Origin of the sequence: Pseudoalteromonas sp. Ps84H-4, from assembly GCF_024124645.1 — a bacterium.
GTDB lineage: Bacteria > Pseudomonadota > Gammaproteobacteria > Enterobacterales > Alteromonadaceae > Pseudoalteromonas > Pseudoalteromonas lipolytica_C.
Window position 1 is genome coordinate 54,195 of record NZ_JAMXSK010000004.1, and the last position, 23,829, is coordinate 78,023.

Genomic DNA, 23,829 nt, shown 5'->3' on the forward strand with positions numbered 1-23,829 from the left:
GCTAACTTAACGAGATTAGTCTGCAACCGATGCTAAAGTGTCAAACACATTGTCAGCATAGGCACGAGCGTCATACATTGCACGATACACAATATCCATATTCGCTGCTGGACGAATTATCTTTAGTAACTTAGTTGCTGTTTGCCACTGTTCTTTTTCCATGGCTATAACAAGCTGCAAACTGGCTCCTTGCATTCCATCAAACTTAACCAGTGCACTTGTAAGTTCTGCTCCAAGCGAGAACTCTTTAACAACCGCATCAAGCTTTACATCTAAAATAGCGTCCAATACAGACAAAAGACCCACTAAATAACCTTGCTCCGAAAGCTCTTTACCCGCAGGTTCAAGCATCAGTGATATAAATTTAGCACGAGTTAAACCAAGCTTAGTTAACTCTTGCGGTTTATCGTTCCCTAACTCGCTTAGTGCTAATACACGAACAAATTGCCTAATTGCATCTTCACCTAAATAAATAACCGCCTGCGAAATTGAGCGAATTGTCTGTTGTGTACTGCTGGTTCGTGCGTTTACCAGCCTTAAGATTCTAGCTGTTAAGGCAATATCTTTGGCTACACGTTGCTGGATTTGGTCAAAATTTAAAGCCGTTTGAGCAGTGCAGCTGAGTAACTCTAGAACAGCCACTTTTGAAGGCTCCACATTGCCAAACCTTAGCAATTCTGGCTTCGCAAAAAAATACCCTTGAAATAAATCACAACCAGCCGCTTTTAATTGTTGAAAATCTTCGTAGCTTTCTACTCTCTCAACAATAACTTTTGCTTTTGGGTAGCTGCGTTTAAGCTTTTTAACCGTCATATTGGTTTTAATGATTGGGTCAGCAGCCTCTATTTTTATGAAGTCCATTAATGGCAATACATCTTGCCACTTATCATCACCGTCGTAGTCGTCTAAAGCAAAAAGGTAACCATCTTGCTTTAATTGTTTAACTCGACCAATAATTTGCGGGATACTTGTCGCACGCTCGACAATTTCTATCACAGCACTGGTTGGCTGCAACAACTTTGGAAAGTCATCTAAAATAGCGTCAGTTGATAAGTTGATAAATGCTGGTTGAAAACCTGTAAGCTTCTCTAAACCCATCAACATCAAGGCATTGAAAAACAATCGACCTGTAGCTTGACCATCACTGGTCCCCACCGGAAAGACATTATCATTTGATTCCCTGTACAATAACTCATAGGCATACAGGCTTCTGTCAGCATTAAATATTGGCTGCCGGGCTATATACTGCGTCATGCTCTGACTTTTGTTACCTTCCATACTTAATTCTGACATTATACATCTCGCTCAGATACTGTCCCCCCACTTTACTCCTGTTCTTAGTATAGTGAAAGCTGAACACCTTGCTAAAAAATAAAAACCCGACCACACTAGGCACATGAAAACGATGTCAAATAATCCATTGCCCCTAATTTACTCGGCTTTCTTAGTTTTATTACTTCTTTCACGGTCTGTACAAGCGGAACAACCACCCGTACTTAAATACAATGTCACGGGGTCTGGAAACTATTTCCCATATTACACAAACGATAAACGTGAACCGGGGATATTGCCTGAAATTATCATGCGAGTTATGCAGCTCGCTGACATACAAGCAAAACATGTAGAGCTGCCAGCCAAACGTACCGTTAAATATCTTCATCTTGGGCACATCGACTTTGATGTAATTAGCCTTGAATGGTTAAGCCAAACCGAAAAGCAAAACCCACAATTTATTTATTCAGATAGCTTATTTACCATTGAAGAGTACCTAGTAAGTTTGAAAAATAATGTGACCAATTGGCAACAGCTTGAGGCCATAAAAAACCAACCTGTTGGTACTATACTTGGCTATTATTACTACGATGACAACCACTTTAAACGGGTCGATTTTAGTTCTGAAAAGCAACTTATTGAAGCTCTAAAACTAAAACGTATTGAGGTAGTCATTCTAGATAAACTGCCTGCGCTGTATTGGGCTCAGCAATTTAATGCTGATATCGACTTTGGCGCGCTACACTCGCTTGGTAACCTAAAAATTCGCCTACGTGCTGAACACCAAGCATTGCTACCAAAGATAAATATGGCTATCGATGAGTTAAAACAATCCGGCCGCCTTGATGCCATCATCAACAAATATACGAAAAACATACCCCCACAATAACTAAGGATATTCCGCTTTGGACCTACTTTTGCTATACTGCGCGCTGTTTTTCTTACCTTGTTAACTTAAAAGAGCCTCCTATGAGCATTGAACAAGCCCTTATCGAACGCAGTAATAACCAATGTGAACTTTGTACTAATACAGATAACCTATCTGTCTACGAAGTCCCCCCTGTTACAGAGGCTCATTCAGACAAGTGCATTTATGTGTGCCAAACCTGTAAAGACCAAATTGACAATAGCGCAGAGCTAACAGCAAACCATTGGCACTGCCTAAACGATAGCATGTGGAGTCAAACACCCGCTGTGCAAGTTGTGGCTTATCGCATGTTAAAACGCTTAGCTGCGGATAATGGTTGGGCACAAGACGCGCTAGACATGATTTACCTTGAAGAAGATACCCTTAAATGGGCGCAAATGGCCCTTGCCGAAGAAGATGACATTAAACATATCGATAGCAATGGTGTGGTTCTTCAAGCTGGTGACACCGTTACACTGATAAAAGATCTTGACGTAAAAGGCAGTAGCCTAGTTGCAAAACGAGGCACAGCTGTTAGAAATATCGGCCTGACTAGCAACCCTGAACACATCGAAGGGCGCGTAGAAGGTCAGCGTATTGTTATTCTCACTAAGTACGTGAAAAAATAATACATGAAATAAATGGGCCTTGTGCCCATTTTCAATTAATTAAGCTATGATTAAGTCAGCGAACTTTATGCTTTTCTAATTATTTACATAGTGTAACGCAAGGAAAATAATCATGGCTTCGGATACCTTCTCATCTTTAAAAAACGCCTCTATTTGTAGTCTTATGCTGTTAGGTAGCAGCGTTGTATTAACGGGTTGTGGGGACAATTCTAGTACCCAAAAAGCAGAGCAATCTACAATGAAAACTCTTACTACTGAGGTTACTTACTTAGATCGCAGCATGTTACCACCAGGCTCAGTACTAAAGGTGCAACTTGCTGATGTTTCAAAAATGGACGCAAAAGCTGATGTAATCAGCGAGCAAGAGATTGAACTAAATGGTGCACCACCTTACACTGTGGCTCTTGAATATGATGATAGTAAAATCGTTGATCGTCACCGTTACAGCGTAAGTGCTCGCATCGAAAACCAAGGTAAATTGCTTTATATCAGCACTACTCATAACAATCCATTTGTCGAAGATGAAACTGCTGAGGTTTATAAAGTAACCGTTTCTAAAGTATCTGCTAAAAAGCCAGATGTTACTTTGGTTAACACTTACTGGAAAGCTATCACCATTAATGATGAAGCAGTGACGGTCGAAACCAAAGAGCCTTTTATTCAATTCAAAGAAGATGGCTCAACTAATGGTTTCTTGGGCTGCAATAATTTCTCTGGTAGCTATGAAGTCAGTGGCCAAACTCTGACCTTTAACCCATTAGCAAGCACCGAAAAAATGTGTATTTCGCAAATGGATATAGAGGCAGCTATGTCTGCAGCTTTAGCTGCGACTGCTCAATTTACAATAAATGGTGAAAAGCTCATATTGCTTGATGACAGTAGCGAACCTGTTGCTACCTTTGCAGCCACTTATATGAACTAAATAAAGCAACCTAAACTTTATATAAACAACTATAAAGATAAATTTAGGCAACGCATAAAAAAGCCCAACAGTGATTGTTGGGCTTTTTATTTGCAAAACTATTTACTCTTCAACTAACTGTTCACTGCGATAAAAACCACTGCTATCACTCAGTAATGAAACAAGTTCTGGTAATACCGCATCCATTGTTTGCTTTAATTTCCATGGCGGGTTGATCACTATCATACCCGATGCTGTCATGCCATGAACGTCGGTATCGGCCTCAGTTGCTAATTCAAAAAGTTGAATATTGCGCATACCCGACGCAATTAATCCTGCTTCCATTTTATCGATTCGTTCACGGTCGACTACCGGATACCAAATCATATATGTGCCTGTTGCGAAACGTTTATGTGCTTTGACAAGCGTTTTTACAACAGTGTCATAGTCATCTTTAATTTCATATGGAGGGTCAATCAATACACACGCACGCCGAGAGGCTGGTGGTAACAAGCCTACCAAGCCTTGAAAACCATTTTCGCCACGCACGCGAATTGAACGCTTTCCTTTCATGTTGTCTTGCAAAAGCTGTAAGTCGCGCGGATGTAATTCAAAAAACCAGCCATTATCTTGGCGGCGTAGGAAGTGCTCTGCAATTTTCGGTGAGCCTGGGTAAAAATCTAAATTACCATTTTCATTAAACAACTTAATAAGCTCAATATAGTCATTTAGTTCCGCATGTTCACTACGGTGATGCCAAAGCTTGGCGATGCCATCTAAATATTCTTGTGTTTTTTGTGCATCACTACCAGCCAGTTCAAAAAAACCTGCACCAGAATGCGTATCCACATAATCGAGTGGCTTATCTTTGATAGTTTGGTATTTAAGTACTTCAGCTAAAACAAGGTGTTTTAAAACATCGGCAGGATTGCCCGCATGGAAAGAATGTCGATAACTAAGCATATTTATAAGTCGCCAGATGCAAAAGCTGCATTAAAAATGAATAGTCATATTGTACATGATAAACAGAAAATGTGGCGCTTCAGTGAACCATAAATGAATAAAAAAGCCATTACACTGAATTACGCCTTAATAATAAATAAAAATCTGCTAAAACAGCCGTAAATGCTGGCATATCAAGGCACTTTCCTTTACATTTGCATGACAATAATCACAGTTTTATGAGCGCATTTATGAATAACGAAACTCTTTCCCAACTCGAACAACTGATCGACAAATTAATCCTTCGCAACAGTGAACTTGAAAGCGAAGTTAAAAGCTTACAAGAACAAACAGCAAAACTGTTAGATGAAAACGAAACTCTGCAACTTGAAGTTCTCGAAAACGAAGAGAAACAAAAAGATGCTAGCAGTACACTTACCGGTCTGCTTGAGAAGTTACAAAGCGTTCAACAGGCTAGCTAATGAGCTCCCCACAAAGTCAGCGAGTCACTGTCGAGCTACTGGGTAAGGAACATGAATTCTCTTGCCCACAAGGGCAAGAGCATGCCCTTATAGCCGCAGCTCAAAATTTAAATGACTTGGTGGAGCAAATGAAACAACGCTCAACAGTTCGTAATGAACAAAACGCTTTGCTAATGGCTGCATTACATTTAAGTCATGAATTGCTTGAAGTGAAATCGCAACAAGCAAAACAAGAACAGCAACATGACAGTTTAATTGATAAACTCAGCCAACATCTCGATCCCTAAAAAGCGCACACAGCGCTTTTTTTGTTTACAATCGATCATATTCACTCATATTCGAGCAAATAAATATGCGAATTGCTGCTGCATTACTTTTTTTATTTACTGGGTTAAACGCACAAGCAAATGTTAGCTGGCATACAATCACGCCTGAAATTCAATTTTTAAAACAACAAAGTAAGTTACGCTTTTATGATTCAAACCAAGTACTCATTGAAGGAAAAAAGTGTGCTTTGATGGTAGATGCAAGTGGTAACTTTGCAGAAGTTGAAAGCCTTGCCAAGCAATTAAAACAACGTTTAAAAACCCCCTTGTGTTATCTAGTGGCGAGTCATTTTCACGATGACCACTTGTTAGGGTTAGCCGTATTACAAGCTGAATTTCCTGATGCCAAACTAATTGTACATCAGCAAGTGGCTAGTGAATTTGCAGCAATGCAACAAGCATTAAAAGATAAACTAGATGGTTATGAAAAAAGTATTGAGCTTAGCTACCAACGCTTGGCGAATCAGCCTGAAGATCAGCAAACTATTTGGCGAGACAAATTAACCCTTGCTAAACAACGTTTATTTCGCTGGCGAAAGCTTAGTTTAAACCCACCAGCGATAAGCGTATCAAAGCAGACTAGTCTTGAATTAGGTCACTACCCTATTACATTAACGCCTTATCGGGCTCACACTCAAGGTGACTTAACCATTACCGCTGATCATGGCAGAGTGTTAGTTGGCGCAGATATCGTTGATAGCTTGCCCTACCCTGGTCATGGCGAATTAGAAAACTGGCTAGCAACGCTCAAAAAAATTCACAATAACACTGAGCTCGTGACTATTTTACCCGGCCATGGCGAACAGCTAAATACAGCTGAACTAGCTAAACCAATCGCATTTTTAAACGCAATTATTACCCTTACAAAAGCGCAGCCCGATAAATCGGTTGAGGAGTTAATTGAGCTTTTTCCTGAACAGATCAAACAGCAATATCAGCTTGATGAAATTGGTAATCAGGCATTCACTATGTTTCTAGAAGCTGGACTTAAGAAGGCCAAATTGTCAAAATAGCGCTAAAATAATAAAAGGATTTTATTATATGGCTCGTATAAAATTGAAATACATACTTTTGCTGAGCTTTATTATTGGCTTACAAGGATGCCAACTTACTCAGCAAGACACTGCTCAGGAACACTCAGAGCGGCCAGCTATATTCAGCCACTATGAACCTGACTTAGCCCCCCAACTCGAAGCTAACGAGTTTATCGTGGCGACGCCCCAAATAAAGGTGTCACCAAAAGAGCCTGTGCCAGTAAATAATACTCCATTACCAACTGCACGTGCCGAAGAGTTATGGCAACACATTGCGAATAATTTAAGCCTTGTTTTCCAAACCAATGCACATACCACCGCTCGTCTTAAATGGTATTTAGCACAACCTAATTACTTACTGAAAGTAAACAAACGTGCTGCACCCTATCTGTATCATATTGTCCGCCGTGTAGAGCAGCAAAAGTTACCAATGGAGTTGGCATTATTACCTTTTGTAGAAAGTGACTTCAGGCCTACAATTCGCTCATCAGAACATGCCGTTGGGGTGTGGCAATTAGTTGGAGCAACCGCCTATCACTTTGGCATACAAAGCGATCAATGGTATGACGGTCGTCAAGATGTATTAGCCTCAACTGATGCTGCATTGGCCTATCTACGTTACTTACATAAACGGTTTGATGGTAACTGGCTGCATGCTTTAGCAGCCTACAATAGTGGTGAAGGCAGAGTAAAAAAAGCCATAGCAAAAAACAAACGCTTGGGTAAAAAAACAGATTATTGGTCTCTTTCATTACCTCAAGAAACTGCCGACTATATCCCAAAGTTAATGGCACTGAGTTATTTACTAAAACATCCTGAACTCGGCCTTAAGCGCCCAAGGCTCGCAAATAAAGCACTGACTACTGAGTTTAATATCGGTCAGCAGTTCGATTTTTCAGTTATCGCTAGTTTGTCAGGGGTGGGGCGTAAACAGCTACACAAATTGAACCCTGGTTATTTAAAAAACCAAAGCTCTCCAAATGGCCCCCATACCTTACTCCTGCCTGTCGAGCAACAAACCTTGTTGCAAAGTAAGCTATTTAGAAATAATTTTGCTGGAGAGTACACGGTACAAAAAGGTGATACGTTATACAGCATCGCCACCCGCTTTGGTATGCAAGTAGCTGATTTAAAAAAGATGAATAACAAGTCTTCGAACTTAATTAAAATTGGCGAGCAGTTGAATTTAACAAAGCCTCACACCATGCCAAAATCACTCATCGTCGATTACGATATTAGTCCTTACTTAGAGCAACAAGAAGATGTGGTATCAACTATTGCAGTTAATTACCAAGTAAAACCTGGGGACTCTATTTGGAGTATCAGTCAGCTTTACGATGTTCCTCACAAAGATGTTGCAAAGTGGAATAAACTAACCACCACCAGCATAATTAAACCCGGCACCATACTCACTTTGCACTTGCCACAAATAATGCAGCCCGAGCCGCAAGCATCAGCCAGCGAAGTAATGTTATCTGGTATTGAGAGCTCATTGAAAAAGCCTTGATTGCTCAGCCAAAGCGCTTAGCGTAAAATCAACGCTTATATTTTAAATTCTAAAGAGAAATAACATGCAAATCAGTAAAGACGCAGTGGTTGAGTTTCACTACACTTTGAGTGAAGCGGGCGAGCAAATTGAATCTAGCAAAGATGGCGAGCCACTTTCATATATCCATGGCACTGAAGGCATGCTTCCGGGTCTTGAAAAAGCGCTTGAAGGAAGAACTGCTGGCGATAACTTCAGCGTAACTCTAGAGCCTAGCGAATCTTACGGCGAACGCGTTGACGATCTGATCCAACGTATTCCACTTAAGCACTTACAAGGCAACACAAAAGTGTGGAAGCCAGGTATGACTGCTATTGTTCATTCAAACCAAGGTCGTCATCAAGTAACGATTGTTAAAGTAGGTCGTTTCAATGCAGATTGTGACTTAAACCACCCATTTGCTGGTAAAACACTGACTTTTGACGTTGAAGTGCTTAATGTTCGCCAAGCAACAGCCGAAGAGTTATCACACGGTCATGTGCACGGTGAAGGCGGCTGTGGCCACAGCCACTAAGGGTAAATGATGACAAACGTTGCAATTGTCACAGGCGGCAGTAAAGGTATTGGCAAAGCGATTGTTGAGCGTTTAGAGCGTGAAGCTTACACCGTTTATAATTTAGATATCACCCCATCTGAGGGCAATTATCGCCACTGTGACGTTAGTGATATTCAGCAGGTGAAGTCGGTTATCGCCGATATCATTGCCGAGACGGGTCGCGTTGATGCCTTAGTATCCAATGCAGGTCGTCATTTGAGTGCCAACATTGAAAACACTGATGAAGCAACGTTTGATGCCCTGTTTGCGCTCAATGTAAAAGGTGCTTATGCTGCAATTCAAGCCGTATTACCTAGCATGAAAAGCCAGCAAGGTGGCAGCATTGTATTGGTTGCTTCTGACCAGGCAATTATTGGCAAACCAAACTCGTTTGCTTATAACCTAACCAAGCATGCACTGGCTTCAATGGCAAAAACCACAGCACTGGATTATGCCGCGTTTAACATTCGTGCTAACGCGGTTTGTCCGGGCACGATAGAAACGCCGCTTTTCCATAATGCGATTGATGCATATTGTCAGCAAAGTGGTGCCAACAAAGCTGAGGTTGTTGCTGAAGAAGCTGCGCTGCAACCTTTAGGTCGCTTAGGGCAACCAGAAGAAATTGCCGCTTTGGTGAACTTTTTAATCAGTCCTGAAGCGAGCTTTATCACTGGTAGCTTGCAAAGCATTGATGGTGGATACACCACACAATGAGCGACAAGATTATTGACCCCCATGTGCACTTTTTTAACCTCACTGAGGGTCAATATACTTGGCTTCAAGGCAACACTCCTCCTGCTTGGCCAAACCTCGATAAAATTAAAGCGCAAACAACCGCTGCAGAGCTTAAAGCAGCGTGTCCATTTCAACTAGAAGCACTGGTGCATATTGAAGCAGGCTTCGACAATCAAGCGCCGGTCAATGAGCTTAACTGGCTTAGCAAACACTTGAAAAGTATGCCCTATAAAGCAATTAGCTTTAGCGCCATTAATGCTCCTAGCAATCAGTTTATCGCTGCAATGTCAGCCTTAGAGCAACCTCAACTTGCTGGCATTCGTGATATAACCGAAGGTAGTGACTCAATGCGTTTATTAGACCCGCATTGCCAAGAGAACCTTGCTTATCTTGCTAGTAAACACTTAATATTTGAAGCTCAGTTCGAGATTGAAAATCAACAGGTAACCGAACAGTTACTGCATTACTGTCGTGCTATTCCTAAATTACAGGTGGTTATAAATCATTTAGGCTTTATTAATAATGAGCAAAACTGGCTACGTGCGATTATAAAATTAAGTCGCTGCGATAATATCGTGATTAAGTTTTCTGGTTTAGAATTTACAACGCTCGCGGCCAATAAGCACCGCTGGTTACTGGATCAACTGTTAAACTATTTTGGTGAACATCGAATCATGTTTGCCAGTAACTTCCCTGTTTGCCAAATCAATACCAGCTATGAGCAATGTTGGCAGCATTATTTTTCATTGTGTAAACAGTACAATGTATGGCAACAACTCAGTTTTAAAAATGCCCGTGCAATCTATCTAATTGATTAGAAGCTGACTATATTCAATATAATAACCTTTATTAGGCACTGTAAACTTAATGGAGCTATGATGAGAGCCCATCTAACCTGTATCTTGCTACTTAGTGTTTTGTTTGGCTGTAGTTCACATACCCAACAACCAACCCCTAAACTTCAACACGCACGCGTTACTGAGCCACAAAGCACCTTAATAGCACAAGGCATTTCAAGGTTAATGCACAGTAAGCCTATTCAGGTATCCGACGAGGCATTTATCAATAGCAGCATACTTGTCATCGAAAGCTTGAATGGCGTTGATATACAAGGGAATCCACTCAGCGGTTCACATCCAAATATACCAGAACGCTTTGAGCTGTTAATTAAAAACCAAATGTGCTTTGTTCGCCATTTAGATAGTAAAGCAACCGAGCCACTGCCTTTGGTAAAATGCAAACCAATCAATTGATATTAAAACAAAATACCATCATGTAATAATCTGTAATAACAAGCTGTAATAGAACTACCTATCCTTTTCCTTGCACAAACAGGCAAACAGCAAATTACCTATTTAGAGATTTGTTTGTTGCCACTTCAAAATTATGCAAGGAGAATTTGACTATGTGTGACAGCGATAAAAATACCAACTTAGTACCCGATCTAACCAAAGATCATTCTATTAGTTTAGCGACCAGCGAGACGGCAGCTAATCAACCTCTTGAGTTTCATCCATCCACGTTAGCCGCACAGATTTCAGCGTGCGTTGGCGCCAGTTATGAAAATGGCAAAATTTGCGTTAATTTTCCAGTAGTCGGCAATATCTGTTTTTCAGTAAGTTTACCAATTCCAAGCGGTACATCGGTTAAAGTATGTATGCAAACGTGTGGATTTCGCTTTGGTGTTCCTCCATTTAATGGAATTAAAGCAACGGTATACGCAAATAATAGTCCGCTATGGAGCGGCACAATTTGGGGTTCTTGTTAAACAACCTATAGTTATAGCTGCTTATGAATTAAATAAGCAGCTCCTCAATTAGAAAACAGGATTTTATATCATGAACGATCTTAGCTTTTTTGTTATTCCCAATGACAACGGCCCATGGGAAATCACTTCTCAGTCTGGCGCGAGTGCCGAAGAAATTAAAATTAACTACAAAGATCTACTTGCAGGTGACAGCCTGAACCTCTATTACGAACTTGCTAAAGAATCCGATTGGAGTTTCGCCGAAAATGGCAGTTACTTCTCTGATGCTAAAGACAATTTCAACTATCAACTCAACAGTATTGTCGCAAATAATGGCAAAGCATTGGTTGTCACTATTTCGAACATTTTACCTCATCAAGCATTATCAAAAGAGCTAGCAAAATTATTAGCTAACAGTCCAAATAAGGCTATTGCAGGACAATTAGATCAAAAAGCAAATTATGAGATCAATTTTCGACTAATTGCCAAAAGAGATGGAGACATTAACTCGCTTATGCGTTACTTCTCTCAAGATCCTCGTGTCATCATTGAGGACATGGAGCCAACCTAATTTATAAATGCGCAGAGTCTATCTCTGCGCTTTTATTATGATTACATAAAAATAAATAATGAGACTGACCAATTAAAGTGGCGAGTTTACGCTCGGAACATAACGGTTTAAACCAACCTAAGCGATAAAAAACTGGGCTCCAGCCCAGCTTAATGCTTTGATCTATTGACGCTAGCGCTGAGTATTTTTCATTTAGTACACTTTGAAGTATTGCTTTAACAAAATATGCTTCTGCCAGATCAGGTTGCGCAATTAATACCTGCTCAATTTGATTCATAGCATATTGATTTTGCTCTAGATGAATCAATACCTGCGCTTTTTCTAATTGTTCAGCAATATTCTTTGGCGAAGCATCAAGGCGCTTATTAATTCTTGCATATAAGGAGAGTGCCTCAGCAGTCTGGCCCTTTAAATAAAGTAAGTCAGCGTAATTTAGCTGCAAGGTAGATGTTTCTGACGCTAATAGCATAGCTCGATTCGCAAATATTAATGCCTCATCTAACTCGCCTTGCAAGGAGAGAACGATAGAGTAATTACTAAGTATAGAAGGGCTCTGCTGCCCTGAATCAATTAATTTTTGATAATGTTGTTGCGCCTCTTTTAATTCTCCAGATAACAATGAAATATCAGCCAATGTTTTTAGCGTCACAATATCCGAAGGGTTGTAGCGTAAAACCTCTTTTAAATAAGTGGCAGCTTCAGCACGATGTCCTTGAGTGAGGTAAGCAATCGCAAGATTTCTTGTTGCGAGCAAAGTTGGTCTAAGTGTGTATGCATTGCGAGCATGCGTTAATGCGCTTTCTAGATCGCCAATTCGATTATAGTAAACAGCTAAAATACTCTGCTTTTGATATGCCTCTAATGATGAGTTTTGAATTTGCTTAATAACCTTATAAGCTTTACTTTGCTCACCTGCGTGTTGATATATTTCCAACAAATCAATTAAGTAAGCTGGGCTTTCACGATAAGATTCGGGTGAATTATCTAGCTGAGTTTGTAGCTCTTTTATAAGCGCAATATTTTGCGTCATCTTATAAAGTCGCAACATAATTTTTCGATAAAGCGGGTAAAGAGGTTTAAAATCAGCACGCTGAAAAAGCAACGACTCTGCTATTGATTTCTCTACTTTAGAGCTTTCCAAGTTATTGGCAACGAGTGCCACCAGTGACACATATTTATCAACAAATTCATCAGACAAGGATAACTGACTGTGCTCAGCAACCTTTACATCAAGCAAGCTCTGCACCGAAGAAAGTGCCGAATTGTATATATTTAGATAGTTTTCTTTATCTGTCGCGGTACGATATTTACTCACTACTGTGGCATTTTGATCAAGCTGACTCAAACTAAAATCACACGACAAAGGATTGCAGTCTAGTTTTGGTACTAATAACTTTGATGCACCGAGTGCACTTGCCAACCCGCTCAAACTAGCTTCTTTACCCAATACGTTTCGTGTTTGTTTAATTTCTTGTTCTGAAATCAAAGCATAATGCCGACTCTCTAACAATAACTCAGTTACTGCGTCAGTGACTCCCAAGTTAAGTAACCTCTTTTGTGTTTCTGTCACCTCGCTTGTCGATGTAAAATCAATTGGTAAAAGCGCAATATACTCCTTCGTTTGCATCGCCAAATAAGTCCAAATCAGCAAACCAAAACACACTGTAAAGCCGATTAAGTACATAAGCCTTTTATCAACTAGGGGGACGCTTTGCTGCTTTTCGATATCTTTCACTTCAACAGTAGGGCAATCAAAACTGAGCGTTGCTAAAATACTTTCAAACTGTGCAGCTACCAAGCCCGCACTTGTTGGTCTATTTTCTGGTTTAAAGGCCAATAACTTTTTAATTAGTACTGCCAAATCGGGTGATATAGTATAAATAGATTCATAATTTGCACGGCAAGGGGATGACTTTATTGCTGCAGCAATATCTTGATCTGCTGTACTTTTAGCTTGATTTATATAAGCATGAACATCACTAAATAGCTGATATGCCATTAACCCCAATGAAAATAGGTCGCTGCGAAAATCTAATGTCTCGTTATTAAGTTGTTCTGGTGACATTGCTTTCAAACTACCAAAACTTGTAGTCTGTGTGTTTATGTCTTTGTGCTTTATTTTTGAAATACCAAAGTCTGCAATTTTCACTGCACCATTTTCACTGATCAATACATTGGCGGGCTTTAAATCGAGATGTAGAATCTCTTTTTCATGAATACCTGCTAAGCCATCACAAATATGCGAAAGTATATCTATTTTCTCAGTTATACTGAGCTGCCGCTCTTTTATTAGATGTGCAAGTGTGGTCCCTTTAACGTATTCCATTTCTAATAAAACCTGCTCATCCTCATGAAGGATTCTATAGAGCTACACGATATTTGGATGATTAAAGCTAGCAATGAGCTGTGCTTCGTTTATGGCACGTTGAACATTGTCACTCTTTAGCTTCATGACTTTAAGTACAACTTGCCTGTTCAGTTGCACGTCTGTCGCAAGGTATATTGTGCTCATCCCTCCTTGCGCCAGTACTTGTACCTGTTTATAGTAATCCTTTAATAAAAACACAAACAACTCGGTCAGTTAAGTGCATATTTATTAGTTTAGCTCCCAATGTTAATTAAAGGCAAAATAAATGATAATAAAATGCTAATATAAAATAATTTCTCCATATATAAGGATGTATTTATGGCAGTACTTACCTGTAAAGACTCTGGTAAAAGCATTTATTTACGCGACTTCCATCGCTTTGGCCGTTTAGCTCATTCTGTAGATACACTATTAAATTATCCAGAAATCACTCGGATACATGCTGTGATTGAGTGGGTTGAGCCACATTGGTACATTCGTGATTTGAGTAAAAATGGCGTGTGGCTTAATGGTAGAAAGCTTGAAAAACACAGCAAATCTAAATTAGCTTTAAATGATAAAATCAGCTTTTCTGAACTTAATAAGGTAACTTATCAATTAACCTCAATTGAGCCACCGAAGGATCTTTTATTACCCGTTGCTAATGATTCGCTTGATGCTATTGTACTGGAACGATATCACTTTCTGCCTAATAACCACGACCCCGTAATAATCGTCTACTTTGATCCTCACAATTACATGTGGTGCTACGAAAGTACCGATGATCACCAGGTCTCTCCCCTCGAAGAAGGTCAAACCATAGCTATCGACGGTCAACAGTGGCAGTTGTTTAAAGCTGAAATGACCTCACAAGAAAACACGATTGACCTAAGCCCTATCTCCACCAATGATTTAGAATTTATCTTCAGCTTAAGCTTAGACGAAGAACAAACTGAGTTAAAAGTGAAGCACAATGATGGACTACAAGACTTTGATGTACGCTCGCATCATTACCTCACCGTGTTATTAGCGCGCTATAAACTAGCAGATATTAAAAATAAATTTTCACCCGAGGTGCAAGGCTGGGTGCAAGTAAAAAAACTAGCCCGCGATTTAGGTATTAATGAATGCCATGTCAATATTCAAATCCACCGTGCTCGTAAGCAATTTATTGAATCATTTAATAATATGTCAGCAGATACACTTATTGAACGTAAGCGAGGAAAAGTTCGCTTTGGTGGTGAGCATTATGTGATTTACAAAGGACAGGCATGTGAATCAACAGAATAGCCTGATAAATCGGCTGTTGTATCACAACAACCTCTAGATCTTATAACACTAATAATAGCAACTGAACTTGCTCAAGCTATAAACTGCTAGTACTAAACTCAAGTTAAAGCGCCAATTCAGTAACCCCTATATAATAAGGGGTTACTTTACAGAGTGTTATTTAATCTCAACACGTTGTGAGCGCATAACCACTTCGTCATTTAACTCAATACCGATACCTGGCTCTTCTGATACTTGGAAGAAACCATTTTTAGGTTGTGGATCTTGAATACACAATTCACGGTTCCACTTTTTAATTGCATAAGTGTGATGCTCGTGAATTAAGAAGTTAGGAATTGCGGTTTCTAAGTGTAACGAAGCTGCTGTTGCTACTGGGCCGCCACACACGTGAGCTTGAATACGCACATCAAAAATATCGGCATAATCACACACTTTTTTAGTTTCAGTGAAACCACCACACAAGCCTAAGTCTGGCTGTAGCACATCAATACTTTGATCTTCTAAGTATGGACGCACACCCCAGCGATTATACAAACGCTCACCACCAGCAATTGGCACCGCTACTTTGTCGGCAACTTTTGCATGTAATGAGTGATTTAAGTAGTTCACTGGCTCTTCGTAATACATACAATCGAACTCTTCAGCAATTTCACCAATTTGAATTGCAGATGTCGCACCTGGCAAACTGTGACATTCAAAAATAATATCAACTTCGTCACCTACCGCTTCACGAATGGCTTGCATACGTGCACGATACAATTTCATTTCTGCGCGAGAAATGATGTTAGTACGATCGTAATAAGTATTGCCGTTTTTATCGTACTGGATTGGGTCAACTTTAACCGCATCATACCCTTCAGCCATCGCCTTAAGCGCTGCTTCTGCGTATTCTTCTGGGTGAACAAGTGCTTTAAATTCACTGTCCCAGTCAAACTGTAGTTGTGATGCGTATGTACGTAGCTTGTCGTTAACTTTACCGCCTAATAGCTGGTAAACAGGCAAGCCTAATGCTTTACCTTTAATATCCCAAAGTGCGGTATCAATAGCGCTCATTGCGGCATACACAACAGGACCACCGCCTAAACCCCAAAAGCTTTCGCGTAGCATTCGTGACCACAGTTTTTCTGTTTGAAATGGGTCATGACCAATTAAAAATGCATCAGCCATTTCTTTGATCATTGCCGCTGCAGCACTGTGACCTAAATCATAAGCAAGGCCTGCCTCTCCTACACCGCTAATACCTTCATCAGTGTGAATACGCACAAAAACAGGTGTCCAAGCAGGTCTGTCTGGACAATGAATATCGAACACTTCGACGCGATTAACTTTCATGGTTACTCCTTACTGAGCAAAACTAGGATCAAGACGATAAGCTTTACGCAACATTGCCGGCCAAGCTAACTGGCCACCGGTGCTGCCGCTATGCACGACATTCGCTTGATTATAAATATTATCGATAATAGGTTGTGGTACTGGGATTGCTGTTTGACCACTGGCTTGGATAGCTAATTGAATTTCACAGGCACGCTGTAAATCATAAAAACGCATAAACGCATCACCCACTGTTGGGCCAACGGTTAAACCACCGTGGTTAACCAATAACATGTGGTTGGTGGTGCCTAAGTCATCTTGCAAGCGCTTTTTCTCATCACTGTTTACCGCTAAGCCTTCGTAGCCATGATAAGACAATGATGGCAATGAGAACATTGAGTATTGGCTAAGTGGCAACAGGCCTTTTTCTTGCGTTGCAACGGCGATGGTTTCTTTTGTGTGTAAATGAATAACACAGTGTGCGTCATCACGTACTTCGTGAATGGCGCTGTGAATCGTAAAGCCCGCAGGGTTAATTTTAAACGGCGTGTCATCAAGAATATTGCCTGCTAAATCCACCTTCACAAGGTTTGACGCAGTCACTTCATCAAAACTTAAACCAAATGCATTTACCAAATAGTGATCCGTACCAGGTAAGCGCGCCGATAGGTGGGTGTAAATTAAATCCCCCCAACGGAAATGCTCAACCAAACGGTAACATGCCGCTAAATCTACGCGTAGCTGCCATTCTTGTTCAGATACTTTATTTTTTAAATCGAGTTTTGGTAAGTCAAACATGGGAAACCTTGTATATGTGACAAGCACAAATAGATGTATAGAAGTCTAAAACACTATTAATCGATGATCAATAGCTGATACAAAAAGGCCACATCTACAGATGTGGCCTTTTCTTGCTAAAGTGGCGTTTATTTTACTTGCGATAAATAATCAGCAATTGCAGCCATTTCTTCTTCAGATACGTTTGCAACCATTGCTTTCATTGCCGCAGCCATACCGTTACTACGTGCACCTGACTTGATGTCTTTCATTTGTGCTAGTAAGTACTCTTTATTTTGGCCATTTAATTTAGGGTACTGAGGCATGATAGGGGCTTTACCTTCTGCACCATGACATGTTTGACATAGCTTAGCTGTGTAAAGTGCTGCACCATCTGCTGCCATTGTGTTAAAAGATAGGCTTGCAGCCATTGCAATGCCAGCCCCACATAAAACTTTTGTAATCTTGCTCATATTAGTCTTCTCTTTTTTGACGGGTTATTAAACATTTTCTTTAGTGTAGACCATGATTTAACAATATTGCACCCGAAAATTGTAATGGTGGCCGGTATGAGATAACTACCAGATCAAATCATCAGGTACTTCAAAATCAGCATACGGATCATCTTCATCTTTCTGCTTATCTTCAGGCTCAACATGGAACACTATGTAGTCTTCGCTAACTTCAGCGACTTTTCGTGCTGGTTCGTCTTCCAGTACAAAAAATTGGCCTTCTAAAACACAAATTGCCAAACGGCCTCCTGCAAGGGCTTTTTGTGTTTTTTCATTTACCTCTAGCTCCTTCACTTTATTTTGATAAGTGAAGTTAAAGGTGCGATCACCACGAATTTCATCTTGATTGTGGTGCTCTAAAATCTGCTTTACGCGAGCCACTTGCTCACGCTGTTTTTGCTCTTCTAAACGTGCTTTATTAAGCTCGTCGGCTTTTTTCTGCTGCTCAAGCTTTGTTTGTTCAATATGCTTTTGTAAATCACTTGGGTTGCTCGTAGCACCTTTTTTCTTCTTCTTTTGCTGCTTACGCTTTTCAGTTTTAGCCACCTTAGCTTGATGTGACGTTGTTAACCCTGCTTTAAGTAATTGATCTTGTAATGAACCCATGACTAAATTCCATATAAAAATGCCTAATTAGGGTTATTTTAATCAGCAATACGAACAAATAACAGTGTTCAGCTTAGATGATTCACTGCAATCGAGTATATTGCTGTGAGATTAACATGCGATGAAATCATGACATATTGATTTAACGCAAGATTTATCATTTTAGTCGTCTTTGAACTTGTAAAAAAAGCTGTACCCTATAAGCTAAAGCTTTTCCTCTTGGGAGCTAAAAATGCAGCTGCGACATTTGTTACTTTGCTCTGTATTTATTTTCTTTGTTTTATACGCCCCACAACCGTTACTTGGATTATTTGCTAGTCATTTTTCTGTCTCGCCAGCTACTGCTGGTAGCTTAATGACCGCGACTATGCTGCCACTAGCCATTGCTCCTTTGGTGTATGGCTTATTTTTAGCTAAGCGAAACCCGCTAACAATTTTAAAGATTGCCATGTTTGTGTTGGCTATAAGCTGCGTTGCTTTTACTTTAGCACCAAGCTTTGAGCTGCTGTTGCTGGTACGCTTTATTCAAGGGATCACCCTGCCTGCTGCGCTCACAGCCATGACCAGTTATATTGGTGTAACTTATCAGGCTGACCAATTACAACGTAATATGACTCTTTATATTGGCAGTACCATTGTCGGTGGATACTTTGGTCGTATGCTTGCTGCCTTATTCACTGACTTTTTAAGCTGGCAAAGTTTTTATTATGTGATTGCGGTAGGATTAATACTGTTTGCTGTCGTTATTCCTAAATCAAGCAAAACTGCCACAATTCATGCAGCACAGTCACCACTGCTATATCTGAAACAATTAAAAGATCCACTTGTGCTAAAGCTCTACGGAGCCGTTTTTTGTATGTTCTTTTGCTTTGCGGCGCTGTTAAATTATTTGCCATTCATCTTACAAGATAGCTTTGCTATCACTAATACTCGAGATATTGGTCTGGTTTACAGTGGCTATTTATTGGGAGCACTTGCCTCTATAGCTACCCCTTGGCTGTTACGAAAGTCATCAACTCCTTGGCGCTTACTAACATGGGTATTTGTCTTTTATAGCCTGACGATGGTGCTTTTAATGAGCCAACAATTAGTACTTTTTGTTATTGCTTTTACTGGTTTTTGCGGCGCAATGTTTGTGATCCACTCAAGTGCAGCCCCACTGGTTAATAAAATCAGCAACGCTCCTGTAAGTGTAACCAATGGAGGGTATGTTTCGTTTTATTACAGTGGTGGCGCACTGGGCTCATTATTGCCAGGGCTGGTGTATCAGCAACACGGCCAAATTGCTTTTATGACCGTGCTACTTTTAGTTTGCTTAGTAGGTTTAAGCTTAGTTTATTTGGCAGGTAGAAATACAATACGCGGTTGATGGCCGGTACTTTCAAAAAATAGCTCTAAGTCCTCTTTTTTCATCAGCCATGTAGCCGTATTTTCAAAAGGATGACAATGAAAAAGCTCGTTAAACCAAATTTCTTGGTCTAGCCAAAGGGTAACATTATTTTGCTTATCGTTTAAAAGTGCCAGCATAGAAACACAGCCCGGTGGCACTTTAAGATAACGCGCTAATCGCTCATCAGATGCAAATCCTAAGCGCGATAGCCCTTGCTGCTGAGCTTATAGCTTTTAAGTCAAGATGCTTATCGTGAGCGGTGATCACTAAAAAGTGGCGCTTGCCTTCGTTATCTCGTAAAAACAGGTTTTTTAATCGTGTGCCCGGTCTATCGAGCATAAATTTGTCGGCATCTAAGCTGCCGTGCAATGGTGGATGCTCAATCACCTCATAATTGATATCTAACTGAGCTAGCGTAGCTGCCAACTTGCTCTTATCTGCATACATTTACAAACAACGTCCTCGTAATTGCACACTTAAATCACGCCATAATACTTCGTCAATAATGTGTTTATCGTCGCAGTATTTTCGTGCTTTAAGTTCTTCATTTAATAATTCGACCGCTTGATCTTCGAGCATGAGTTTTAAGTTGCTCGACTCTTCAAATACTTCTTGCTCAGCAAAGTCTTTAAACTGACTACGTGTCATTGGCTTATCAAGGTTGATTGGACGTCTTCCTTGCGCCTTAACTGACACTACATAGGCAAAAATTTTATTGCCTTGGTCGTCATTTTTTTCGTAAAACTGTTTATTATTAATTTCAAAAGGCGGGGCCTCCTCTTGGCTTGCGCAACCAGCAAGTAATGCAAGTAAAAGCCATGCTATTTTTTTCATTATTGGATAAGCCTTGTACAGTGAATGGGCTCTAGTCTAGCAAAAATAAAACTTCAGAGTAAAAATTCGATCAATTTAAAAAAAATACTTGACCAAAAAGATAAAAATAATTAAAGTTCACCCCGCTTGAGACGCAAGACTTAAGCATCCTGTATTTTAGGAATGTGGGGCTATAGCTCAGCTGGGAGAGCGCCTGCCTTGCACGCAGGAGGTCAGCAGTTCGATCCTGCTTAGCTCCACCACTTTCCTACCTCTTTTAGGCAATCTGCCAAATTTAAATATCTAAAAAACTCATCTTTATATTTCGATTCGTTTTATTTTAGACACAAAAAAACCGAGCAAAGCCCGGCTTTTTAAACTATTACTTTTTAGTGATTACTCACGAATTTGACCTTCGCCATTCACTAAATATTTTTCTGTTGTAAGTGACTCAAGACCCATTGGACCATAAGCATGTAGCTTCGTTGTCGCAATGCCAATCTCAGCACCTAAACCTAACTGTGAACCATCAGAAAAACGCGATGACGCATTAACCATTACCACAGATGCATCTACACTACGTTGGAATAGCTCTGCAGCGGCTTTGTCTTTAGTACAAATCACTTCGGTATGGTTTGAACCAAACTTAGCAATATGATCAATAGCACCGGCAAAGTCAGGTACCACCTTGATTGCGATTTCTAGATCTAAGTACTCTTCACCAAACTCGTCGTCAGCAAGTACTGTTGCATTATCAAAGTACTCGGCAGCTTTCGCATCTGCATTTACTTTAACGCCTTCTTGACGAAGAACAACAGCACACAGATTTAAAAACTCATCGGCGATATCTTGGTGTACCACTAAGCCTTCTAGAGCATTACACACACCAGTACGCTGAGTTTTACCATTCAATAGTAAATTGATTGCTACATTCAGGTCAGCATCTTTATCTACATAAAGGTGACATACACCTTTAAAGTGCTGAATTACTGGAATGGTGCTGTTTTCCGTTACAAAATTAATTAAACCTTCACCACCACGCGGAATGATTAAGTCAATAGTGTCGCGCTGTTGCATCAGTTCCATCAATAAGCCACGGTCTGGATCTGGGATCACCGAAATTAACGCTGCTGGTAAACCATGCTTTTCAAGTACTTTGTGCATCACACTTGCAATAGCTTGCGAGCTACGAAGTGCTTCTTTACCACCACGTAAAATAACACCATTACCTGATTTAAAGCATAATGCACCCGCATCAGCCGTCACATTTGGGCGTGCTTCATAGATCATACACACAACACCAAGTGGTACACGCATCTTACTGATCTTAATACCATTAGGACGCTCTGAAATTTCACGCAACTGACCAACTGGATCATCAAGGCTTACAATTACTTCAATACCTTCAGCCATTGCCTCAATGCGCTCATCATTAAGCGTTAAACGGTCAATCATAGCTGCAGCAAGGTTATTATCACGCGCTGCCGCTAAATCACTTTCGTTTTCTTTGATGATAAAGGCTTTGCTTTCACGTAGCGCCTCTGCCATCTCAGTTAAAACTTGATTCTTAGTAGCAGTATCAAGCAGGGCTAACTGCGTAGCCGCTTTAGCTGCTTGACTCGAAATATCCGTAATTAAACTCATGACTTCTCCAATAATGCGATATCTTTTTCTGAAACAACTGGGCCGATTGAATCTTGCATCTTTTCGCTAAATTCACTTTGCTCGTTGTCAGCAATAAAATTCAATAAACAGCTACTGTAATTCGCTGTCGCTTTTGCTAGACGCGTACCATCATCACTGCGGACTAAAATAGTATCGCCTACGCCAAATTCTCCATGTACTGCAACGATCTCATCGCTGCGAATACAACCATCTTCGGTTGACTCGTCAATTGAGCCTTCAACAACAACCTCACCCTGCTCATTTGCAGTGTGTGTCATCCAGTGCACAGCTTCTTGCATTGGCTTTTCATAAGGTGTGAAGATTGTACCTGGGTTGTCACCCTCTAATAATCGATTAAATGTTTCTTCTTTGAAACCATTCAAGATAAAGGTAGTAATACCGTGTGAAGTCGCTTTTTCTGCCGCTTCAATTTTCGTTTTCATACCACCTGTACCTACTGCGCTTGTAGCACAGCCTGCCATTGCATAAATCGATTCATCAATGCTTTCGATTTCCGGAAGTAGTACCGCATCTTCATGTAAATTAGGATTTTTATTATAAAGACCGTCTACATCTGAAAAAATCATTAACGCATCAGCATCGGCCGCAGCAGCAACCATGGCTGATAAGTTATCGTTATCACCCACTTTAAGATCATCGGTTGTTACCGTGTCATTTTCATTGATAATAGGTAATACACCGTGCTCCAGTAAAGTAAATACTGTTTCACGTATACTGGTATAACGCTCACGGTCACGTAAGTCACCGTGTGTTAATAAAATTTGCGCAGATGGGAAATCAAAGAAGCGATCCCACATTGCCATCATTTCGGTTTGACCGGCTGCTGCCATCGCTTTTTTCATTGTCACTGAGCGCTTTTCTTGCTTTGGAAACAAGTGTGAACCTGCAGCAACCGAACCCGATGACACTAAAATTACTTCGATACCTTGCGCACGACAGCGAACGATGAACTGTGCAATGGTTAGTAAGTAGCGAGAACGACACCCGTCCTGCTCCGGTGCGATCAATGCGCTACCAACTTTTAATACTATACGTCGCCATTTAAACTTTTGCATAACTGTTCAACTTTCCATTTTACTATCTGTTCAGTGCCACGATGCCACTGATAAAAAGACTCGCGATTAGTATCACTAAACGCACTGACTATTATCACTTTGTCAAACCACTTATCTATACACACGACTATGCCACGCAACGACTGCGATTAGATATAGCACAACTTTTATTCAGTCAGTAGACCAAACGGTTATAAACCATAAGTTGATAAAAAAGATAAGTGTTGTTTATGTATCGCTGTAAAAAGCTGTGTGCGGCTTTTATTAATAACAACATACATAGAGCCTATACAATCTGGTACACCAGCAGATAGGGTGTAGATTGTATGACCGAGATTCAGCTGCCACGATGGGAGCTAAACATTGACCAGATAATGAACCATAATTATATTCAACACGTAATAAATGCACGCTG

26 protein-coding genes, 1 tRNA gene and 1 pseudogene are annotated in these 23,829 nt (G+C 40.3%); 16 read left to right on the forward strand and 12 right to left on the reverse strand.

Annotation, left to right across the window (positions count from 1 at the left end):
• Positions 1-15: 15 nt before the first annotated feature.
• Complete coding sequence (locus NH454_RS05850; RefSeq protein ID WP_235383126.1) at positions 16-1,293, reverse strand: HDOD domain-containing protein; 1,278 nt, start codon at positions 1,291-1,293, stop codon at positions 16-18.
• A 112-nt stretch (positions 1,294-1,405) separates the two neighbouring features.
• Here NH454_RS05850 and NH454_RS05855 point away from each other — a divergent pair, with 112 nt between their 5' ends.
• The 3 genes from NH454_RS05855 to NH454_RS05865 all read left to right on the forward strand — a co-directional run bounded on the left by NH454_RS05855 (position 1,406) and on the right by NH454_RS05865 (position 3,730).
• Positions 1,406-2,161, forward strand: a complete 756-nt coding sequence (locus NH454_RS05855; RefSeq protein ID WP_171040379.1) for a transporter substrate-binding domain-containing protein — start codon at positions 1,406-1,408, stop codon at positions 2,159-2,161.
• Positions 2,162-2,241: 80 nt separating this feature from the next.
• On the forward strand, positions 2,242-2,808 hold the full coding sequence (locus tag NH454_RS05860) for an alkylphosphonate utilization protein (protein WP_135923295.1): 567 nt from the start codon (positions 2,242-2,244) through the stop codon (positions 2,806-2,808).
• A gap of 112 nt (positions 2,809-2,920) precedes the next feature.
• On the forward strand, positions 2,921-3,730 hold the full coding sequence (locus tag NH454_RS05865; protein WP_235383129.1) for an META domain-containing protein: 810 nt from the start codon (positions 2,921-2,923) through the stop codon (positions 3,728-3,730).
• A gap of 102 nt (positions 3,731-3,832) precedes the next feature.
• On the opposite strand, the gene rlmJ is transcribed toward NH454_RS05865, so the two are convergent.
• On the reverse strand, positions 3,833-4,672 hold the full coding sequence (rlmJ, locus tag NH454_RS05870) for a 23S rRNA (adenine(2030)-N(6))-methyltransferase RlmJ (RefSeq protein WP_253038499.1): 840 nt from the start codon (positions 4,670-4,672) through the stop codon (positions 3,833-3,835).
• A gap of 230 nt (positions 4,673-4,902) precedes the next feature.
• Here rlmJ and NH454_RS05875 point away from each other — a divergent pair, with 230 nt between their 5' ends.
• The 10 genes from NH454_RS05875 to NH454_RS05920 all read left to right on the forward strand — a co-directional run bounded on the left by NH454_RS05875 (position 4,903) and on the right by NH454_RS05920 (position 11,627).
• Positions 4,903-5,133 carry a DUF904 domain-containing protein gene (locus tag NH454_RS05875; protein WP_130050403.1) on the forward strand — a complete coding sequence of 77 codons (231 nt, stop codon included), beginning with the start codon at positions 4,903-4,905 and terminating at the stop codon, positions 5,131-5,133.
• Complete coding sequence (locus NH454_RS05880) at positions 5,133-5,420, forward strand: cell division protein ZapA (RefSeq protein ID WP_135923292.1); 288 nt, start codon at positions 5,133-5,135, stop codon at positions 5,418-5,420. Before NH454_RS05875 ends, NH454_RS05880 begins: the two co-directional genes overlap by 1 nt.
• Before the next feature lie 65 nt (positions 5,421-5,485).
• Positions 5,486-6,472: an MBL fold metallo-hydrolase gene (locus NH454_RS05885; protein WP_253038501.1), complete on the forward strand. Its 987-nt coding sequence runs from the start codon at positions 5,486-5,488 to the stop codon at positions 6,470-6,472.
• A 43-nt stretch (positions 6,473-6,515) separates the two neighbouring features.
• Positions 6,516-8,000, forward strand: a complete 1,485-nt coding sequence (locus tag NH454_RS05890) for a LysM peptidoglycan-binding domain-containing protein (RefSeq protein WP_253038564.1) — start codon at positions 6,516-6,518, stop codon at positions 7,998-8,000.
• Between the two features lie 64 nt (positions 8,001-8,064).
• Positions 8,065-8,553 (forward strand): peptidylprolyl isomerase, encoded by a 489-nt coding sequence (locus tag NH454_RS05895; protein ID WP_253038503.1) that lies wholly within the window; start codon positions 8,065-8,067, stop codon positions 8,551-8,553.
• A gap of 9 nt (positions 8,554-8,562) precedes the next feature.
• Positions 8,563-9,288, forward strand: a complete 726-nt coding sequence (locus NH454_RS05900) for an SDR family oxidoreductase (RefSeq protein ID WP_135923288.1) — start codon at positions 8,563-8,565, stop codon at positions 9,286-9,288.
• Positions 9,285-10,127 (forward strand): amidohydrolase family protein, encoded by an 843-nt coding sequence (locus NH454_RS05905; RefSeq protein WP_235383132.1) that lies wholly within the window; start codon positions 9,285-9,287, stop codon positions 10,125-10,127. The genes NH454_RS05900 and NH454_RS05905 overlap by 4 nt, the downstream gene beginning before the upstream one ends.
• A 60-nt stretch (positions 10,128-10,187) precedes the next feature.
• Positions 10,188-10,562, forward strand: a complete 375-nt coding sequence (locus tag NH454_RS05910) for a hypothetical protein (protein ID WP_135926219.1) — start codon at positions 10,188-10,190, stop codon at positions 10,560-10,562.
• 152 nt (positions 10,563-10,714) lie between these two features.
• A complete protein-coding gene (locus tag NH454_RS05915; RefSeq protein ID WP_135923286.1) occupies positions 10,715-11,077 on the forward strand; it encodes a hypothetical protein in 363 nt (120 codons plus the stop codon).
• Positions 11,078-11,147: 70 nt separating this feature from the next.
• The gene (locus tag NH454_RS05920) at positions 11,148-11,627 is read left to right on the forward strand and encodes a hypothetical protein (protein WP_138556689.1); all 480 of its coding nucleotides are present in this window, start codon (positions 11,148-11,150) and stop codon (positions 11,625-11,627) included.
• Position 11,628: 1 nt separating this feature from the next.
• Here NH454_RS05920 and NH454_RS05925 read toward each other — a convergent pair whose 3' ends face one another.
• Together NH454_RS05925 and NH454_RS05930 are read right to left on the reverse strand one after the other, a co-directional pair.
• Positions 11,629-13,986 (reverse strand): protein kinase, encoded by a 2,358-nt coding sequence (locus tag NH454_RS05925; RefSeq protein WP_366030667.1) that lies wholly within the window; start codon positions 13,984-13,986, stop codon positions 11,629-11,631.
• Positions 13,987-13,995: 9 nt separating this feature from the next.
• Complete coding sequence (locus tag NH454_RS05930; protein WP_253038507.1) at positions 13,996-14,139, reverse strand: hypothetical protein; 144 nt, start codon at positions 14,137-14,139, stop codon at positions 13,996-13,998.
• Positions 14,140-14,313: 174 nt separating this feature from the next.
• On the opposite strand from NH454_RS05930, the gene NH454_RS05935 reads away from it, so the two are divergent.
• Positions 14,314-15,264 (forward strand): FHA domain-containing protein, encoded by a 951-nt coding sequence (locus tag NH454_RS05935; RefSeq protein ID WP_253038509.1) that lies wholly within the window; start codon positions 14,314-14,316, stop codon positions 15,262-15,264.
• 156 nt (positions 15,265-15,420) lie between these two features.
• Here NH454_RS05935 and NH454_RS05940 read toward each other — a convergent pair whose 3' ends face one another.
• The 4 genes from NH454_RS05940 to NH454_RS05955 all read right to left on the reverse strand — a co-directional run bounded on the left by NH454_RS05940 (position 15,421) and on the right by NH454_RS05955 (position 18,470).
• A complete protein-coding gene (locus tag NH454_RS05940; protein WP_054552450.1) occupies positions 15,421-16,596 on the reverse strand; it encodes a mandelate racemase/muconate lactonizing enzyme family protein in 1,176 nt (391 codons plus the stop codon).
• Between the two features lie 9 nt (positions 16,597-16,605).
• The gene (locus tag NH454_RS05945; RefSeq protein ID WP_054552449.1) at positions 16,606-17,373 is read right to left on the reverse strand and encodes a class II aldolase/adducin family protein; all 768 of its coding nucleotides are present in this window, start codon (positions 17,371-17,373) and stop codon (positions 16,606-16,608) included.
• 128 nt (positions 17,374-17,501) lie between these two features.
• Positions 17,502-17,825 carry a c-type cytochrome gene (locus tag NH454_RS05950; RefSeq protein WP_135923281.1) on the reverse strand — a complete coding sequence of 108 codons (324 nt, stop codon included), beginning with the start codon at positions 17,823-17,825 and terminating at the stop codon, positions 17,502-17,504.
• A 105-nt stretch (positions 17,826-17,930) separates the two neighbouring features.
• Positions 17,931-18,470 carry a DUF2058 domain-containing protein gene (locus NH454_RS05955; protein ID WP_135923280.1) on the reverse strand — a complete coding sequence of 180 codons (540 nt, stop codon included), beginning with the start codon at positions 18,468-18,470 and terminating at the stop codon, positions 17,931-17,933.
• Positions 18,471-18,702: 232 nt separating this feature from the next.
• On the opposite strand from NH454_RS05955, the gene NH454_RS05960 reads away from it, so the two are divergent.
• On the forward strand, positions 18,703-19,839 hold the full coding sequence (locus NH454_RS05960) for an MFS transporter (RefSeq protein WP_253038511.1): 1,137 nt from the start codon (positions 18,703-18,705) through the stop codon (positions 19,837-19,839).
• On the opposite strand, the pseudogene NH454_RS05965 reads toward NH454_RS05960, so the two are convergent.
• Together NH454_RS05965 and NH454_RS05970 are read right to left on the reverse strand one after the other, a co-directional pair.
• Positions 19,806-20,307, reverse strand: a pseudogene (locus NH454_RS05965) (prolyl-tRNA synthetase associated domain-containing protein). The gene NH454_RS05960 and the pseudogene NH454_RS05965 sit on opposite strands and share 34 nt — an antisense overlap.
• Positions 20,308-20,694 carry a hypothetical protein gene (locus tag NH454_RS05970; protein WP_253038513.1) on the reverse strand — a complete coding sequence of 129 codons (387 nt, stop codon included), beginning with the start codon at positions 20,692-20,694 and terminating at the stop codon, positions 20,308-20,310.
• 166 nt (positions 20,695-20,860) lie between these two features.
• On the opposite strand from NH454_RS05970, the gene NH454_RS05975 reads away from it, so the two are divergent.
• Positions 20,861-20,936: transfer RNA gene (locus NH454_RS05975), tRNA-Ala, on the forward strand.
• A gap of 133 nt (positions 20,937-21,069) precedes the next feature.
• On the opposite strand, the gene NH454_RS05980 is transcribed toward NH454_RS05975, so the two are convergent.
• Both NH454_RS05980 and proB read right to left on the reverse strand, forming a co-directional pair.
• Positions 21,070-22,317, reverse strand: a complete 1,248-nt coding sequence (locus NH454_RS05980) for a glutamate-5-semialdehyde dehydrogenase (protein ID WP_135923276.1) — start codon at positions 22,315-22,317, stop codon at positions 21,070-21,072.
• Positions 22,314-23,414 (reverse strand): glutamate 5-kinase, encoded by a 1,101-nt coding sequence (gene proB, locus NH454_RS05985; RefSeq protein ID WP_135923275.1) that lies wholly within the window; start codon positions 23,412-23,414, stop codon positions 22,314-22,316. The genes NH454_RS05980 and proB overlap by 4 nt, the downstream gene beginning before the upstream one ends.
• Positions 23,415-23,829 lie beyond the last annotated feature (415 nt).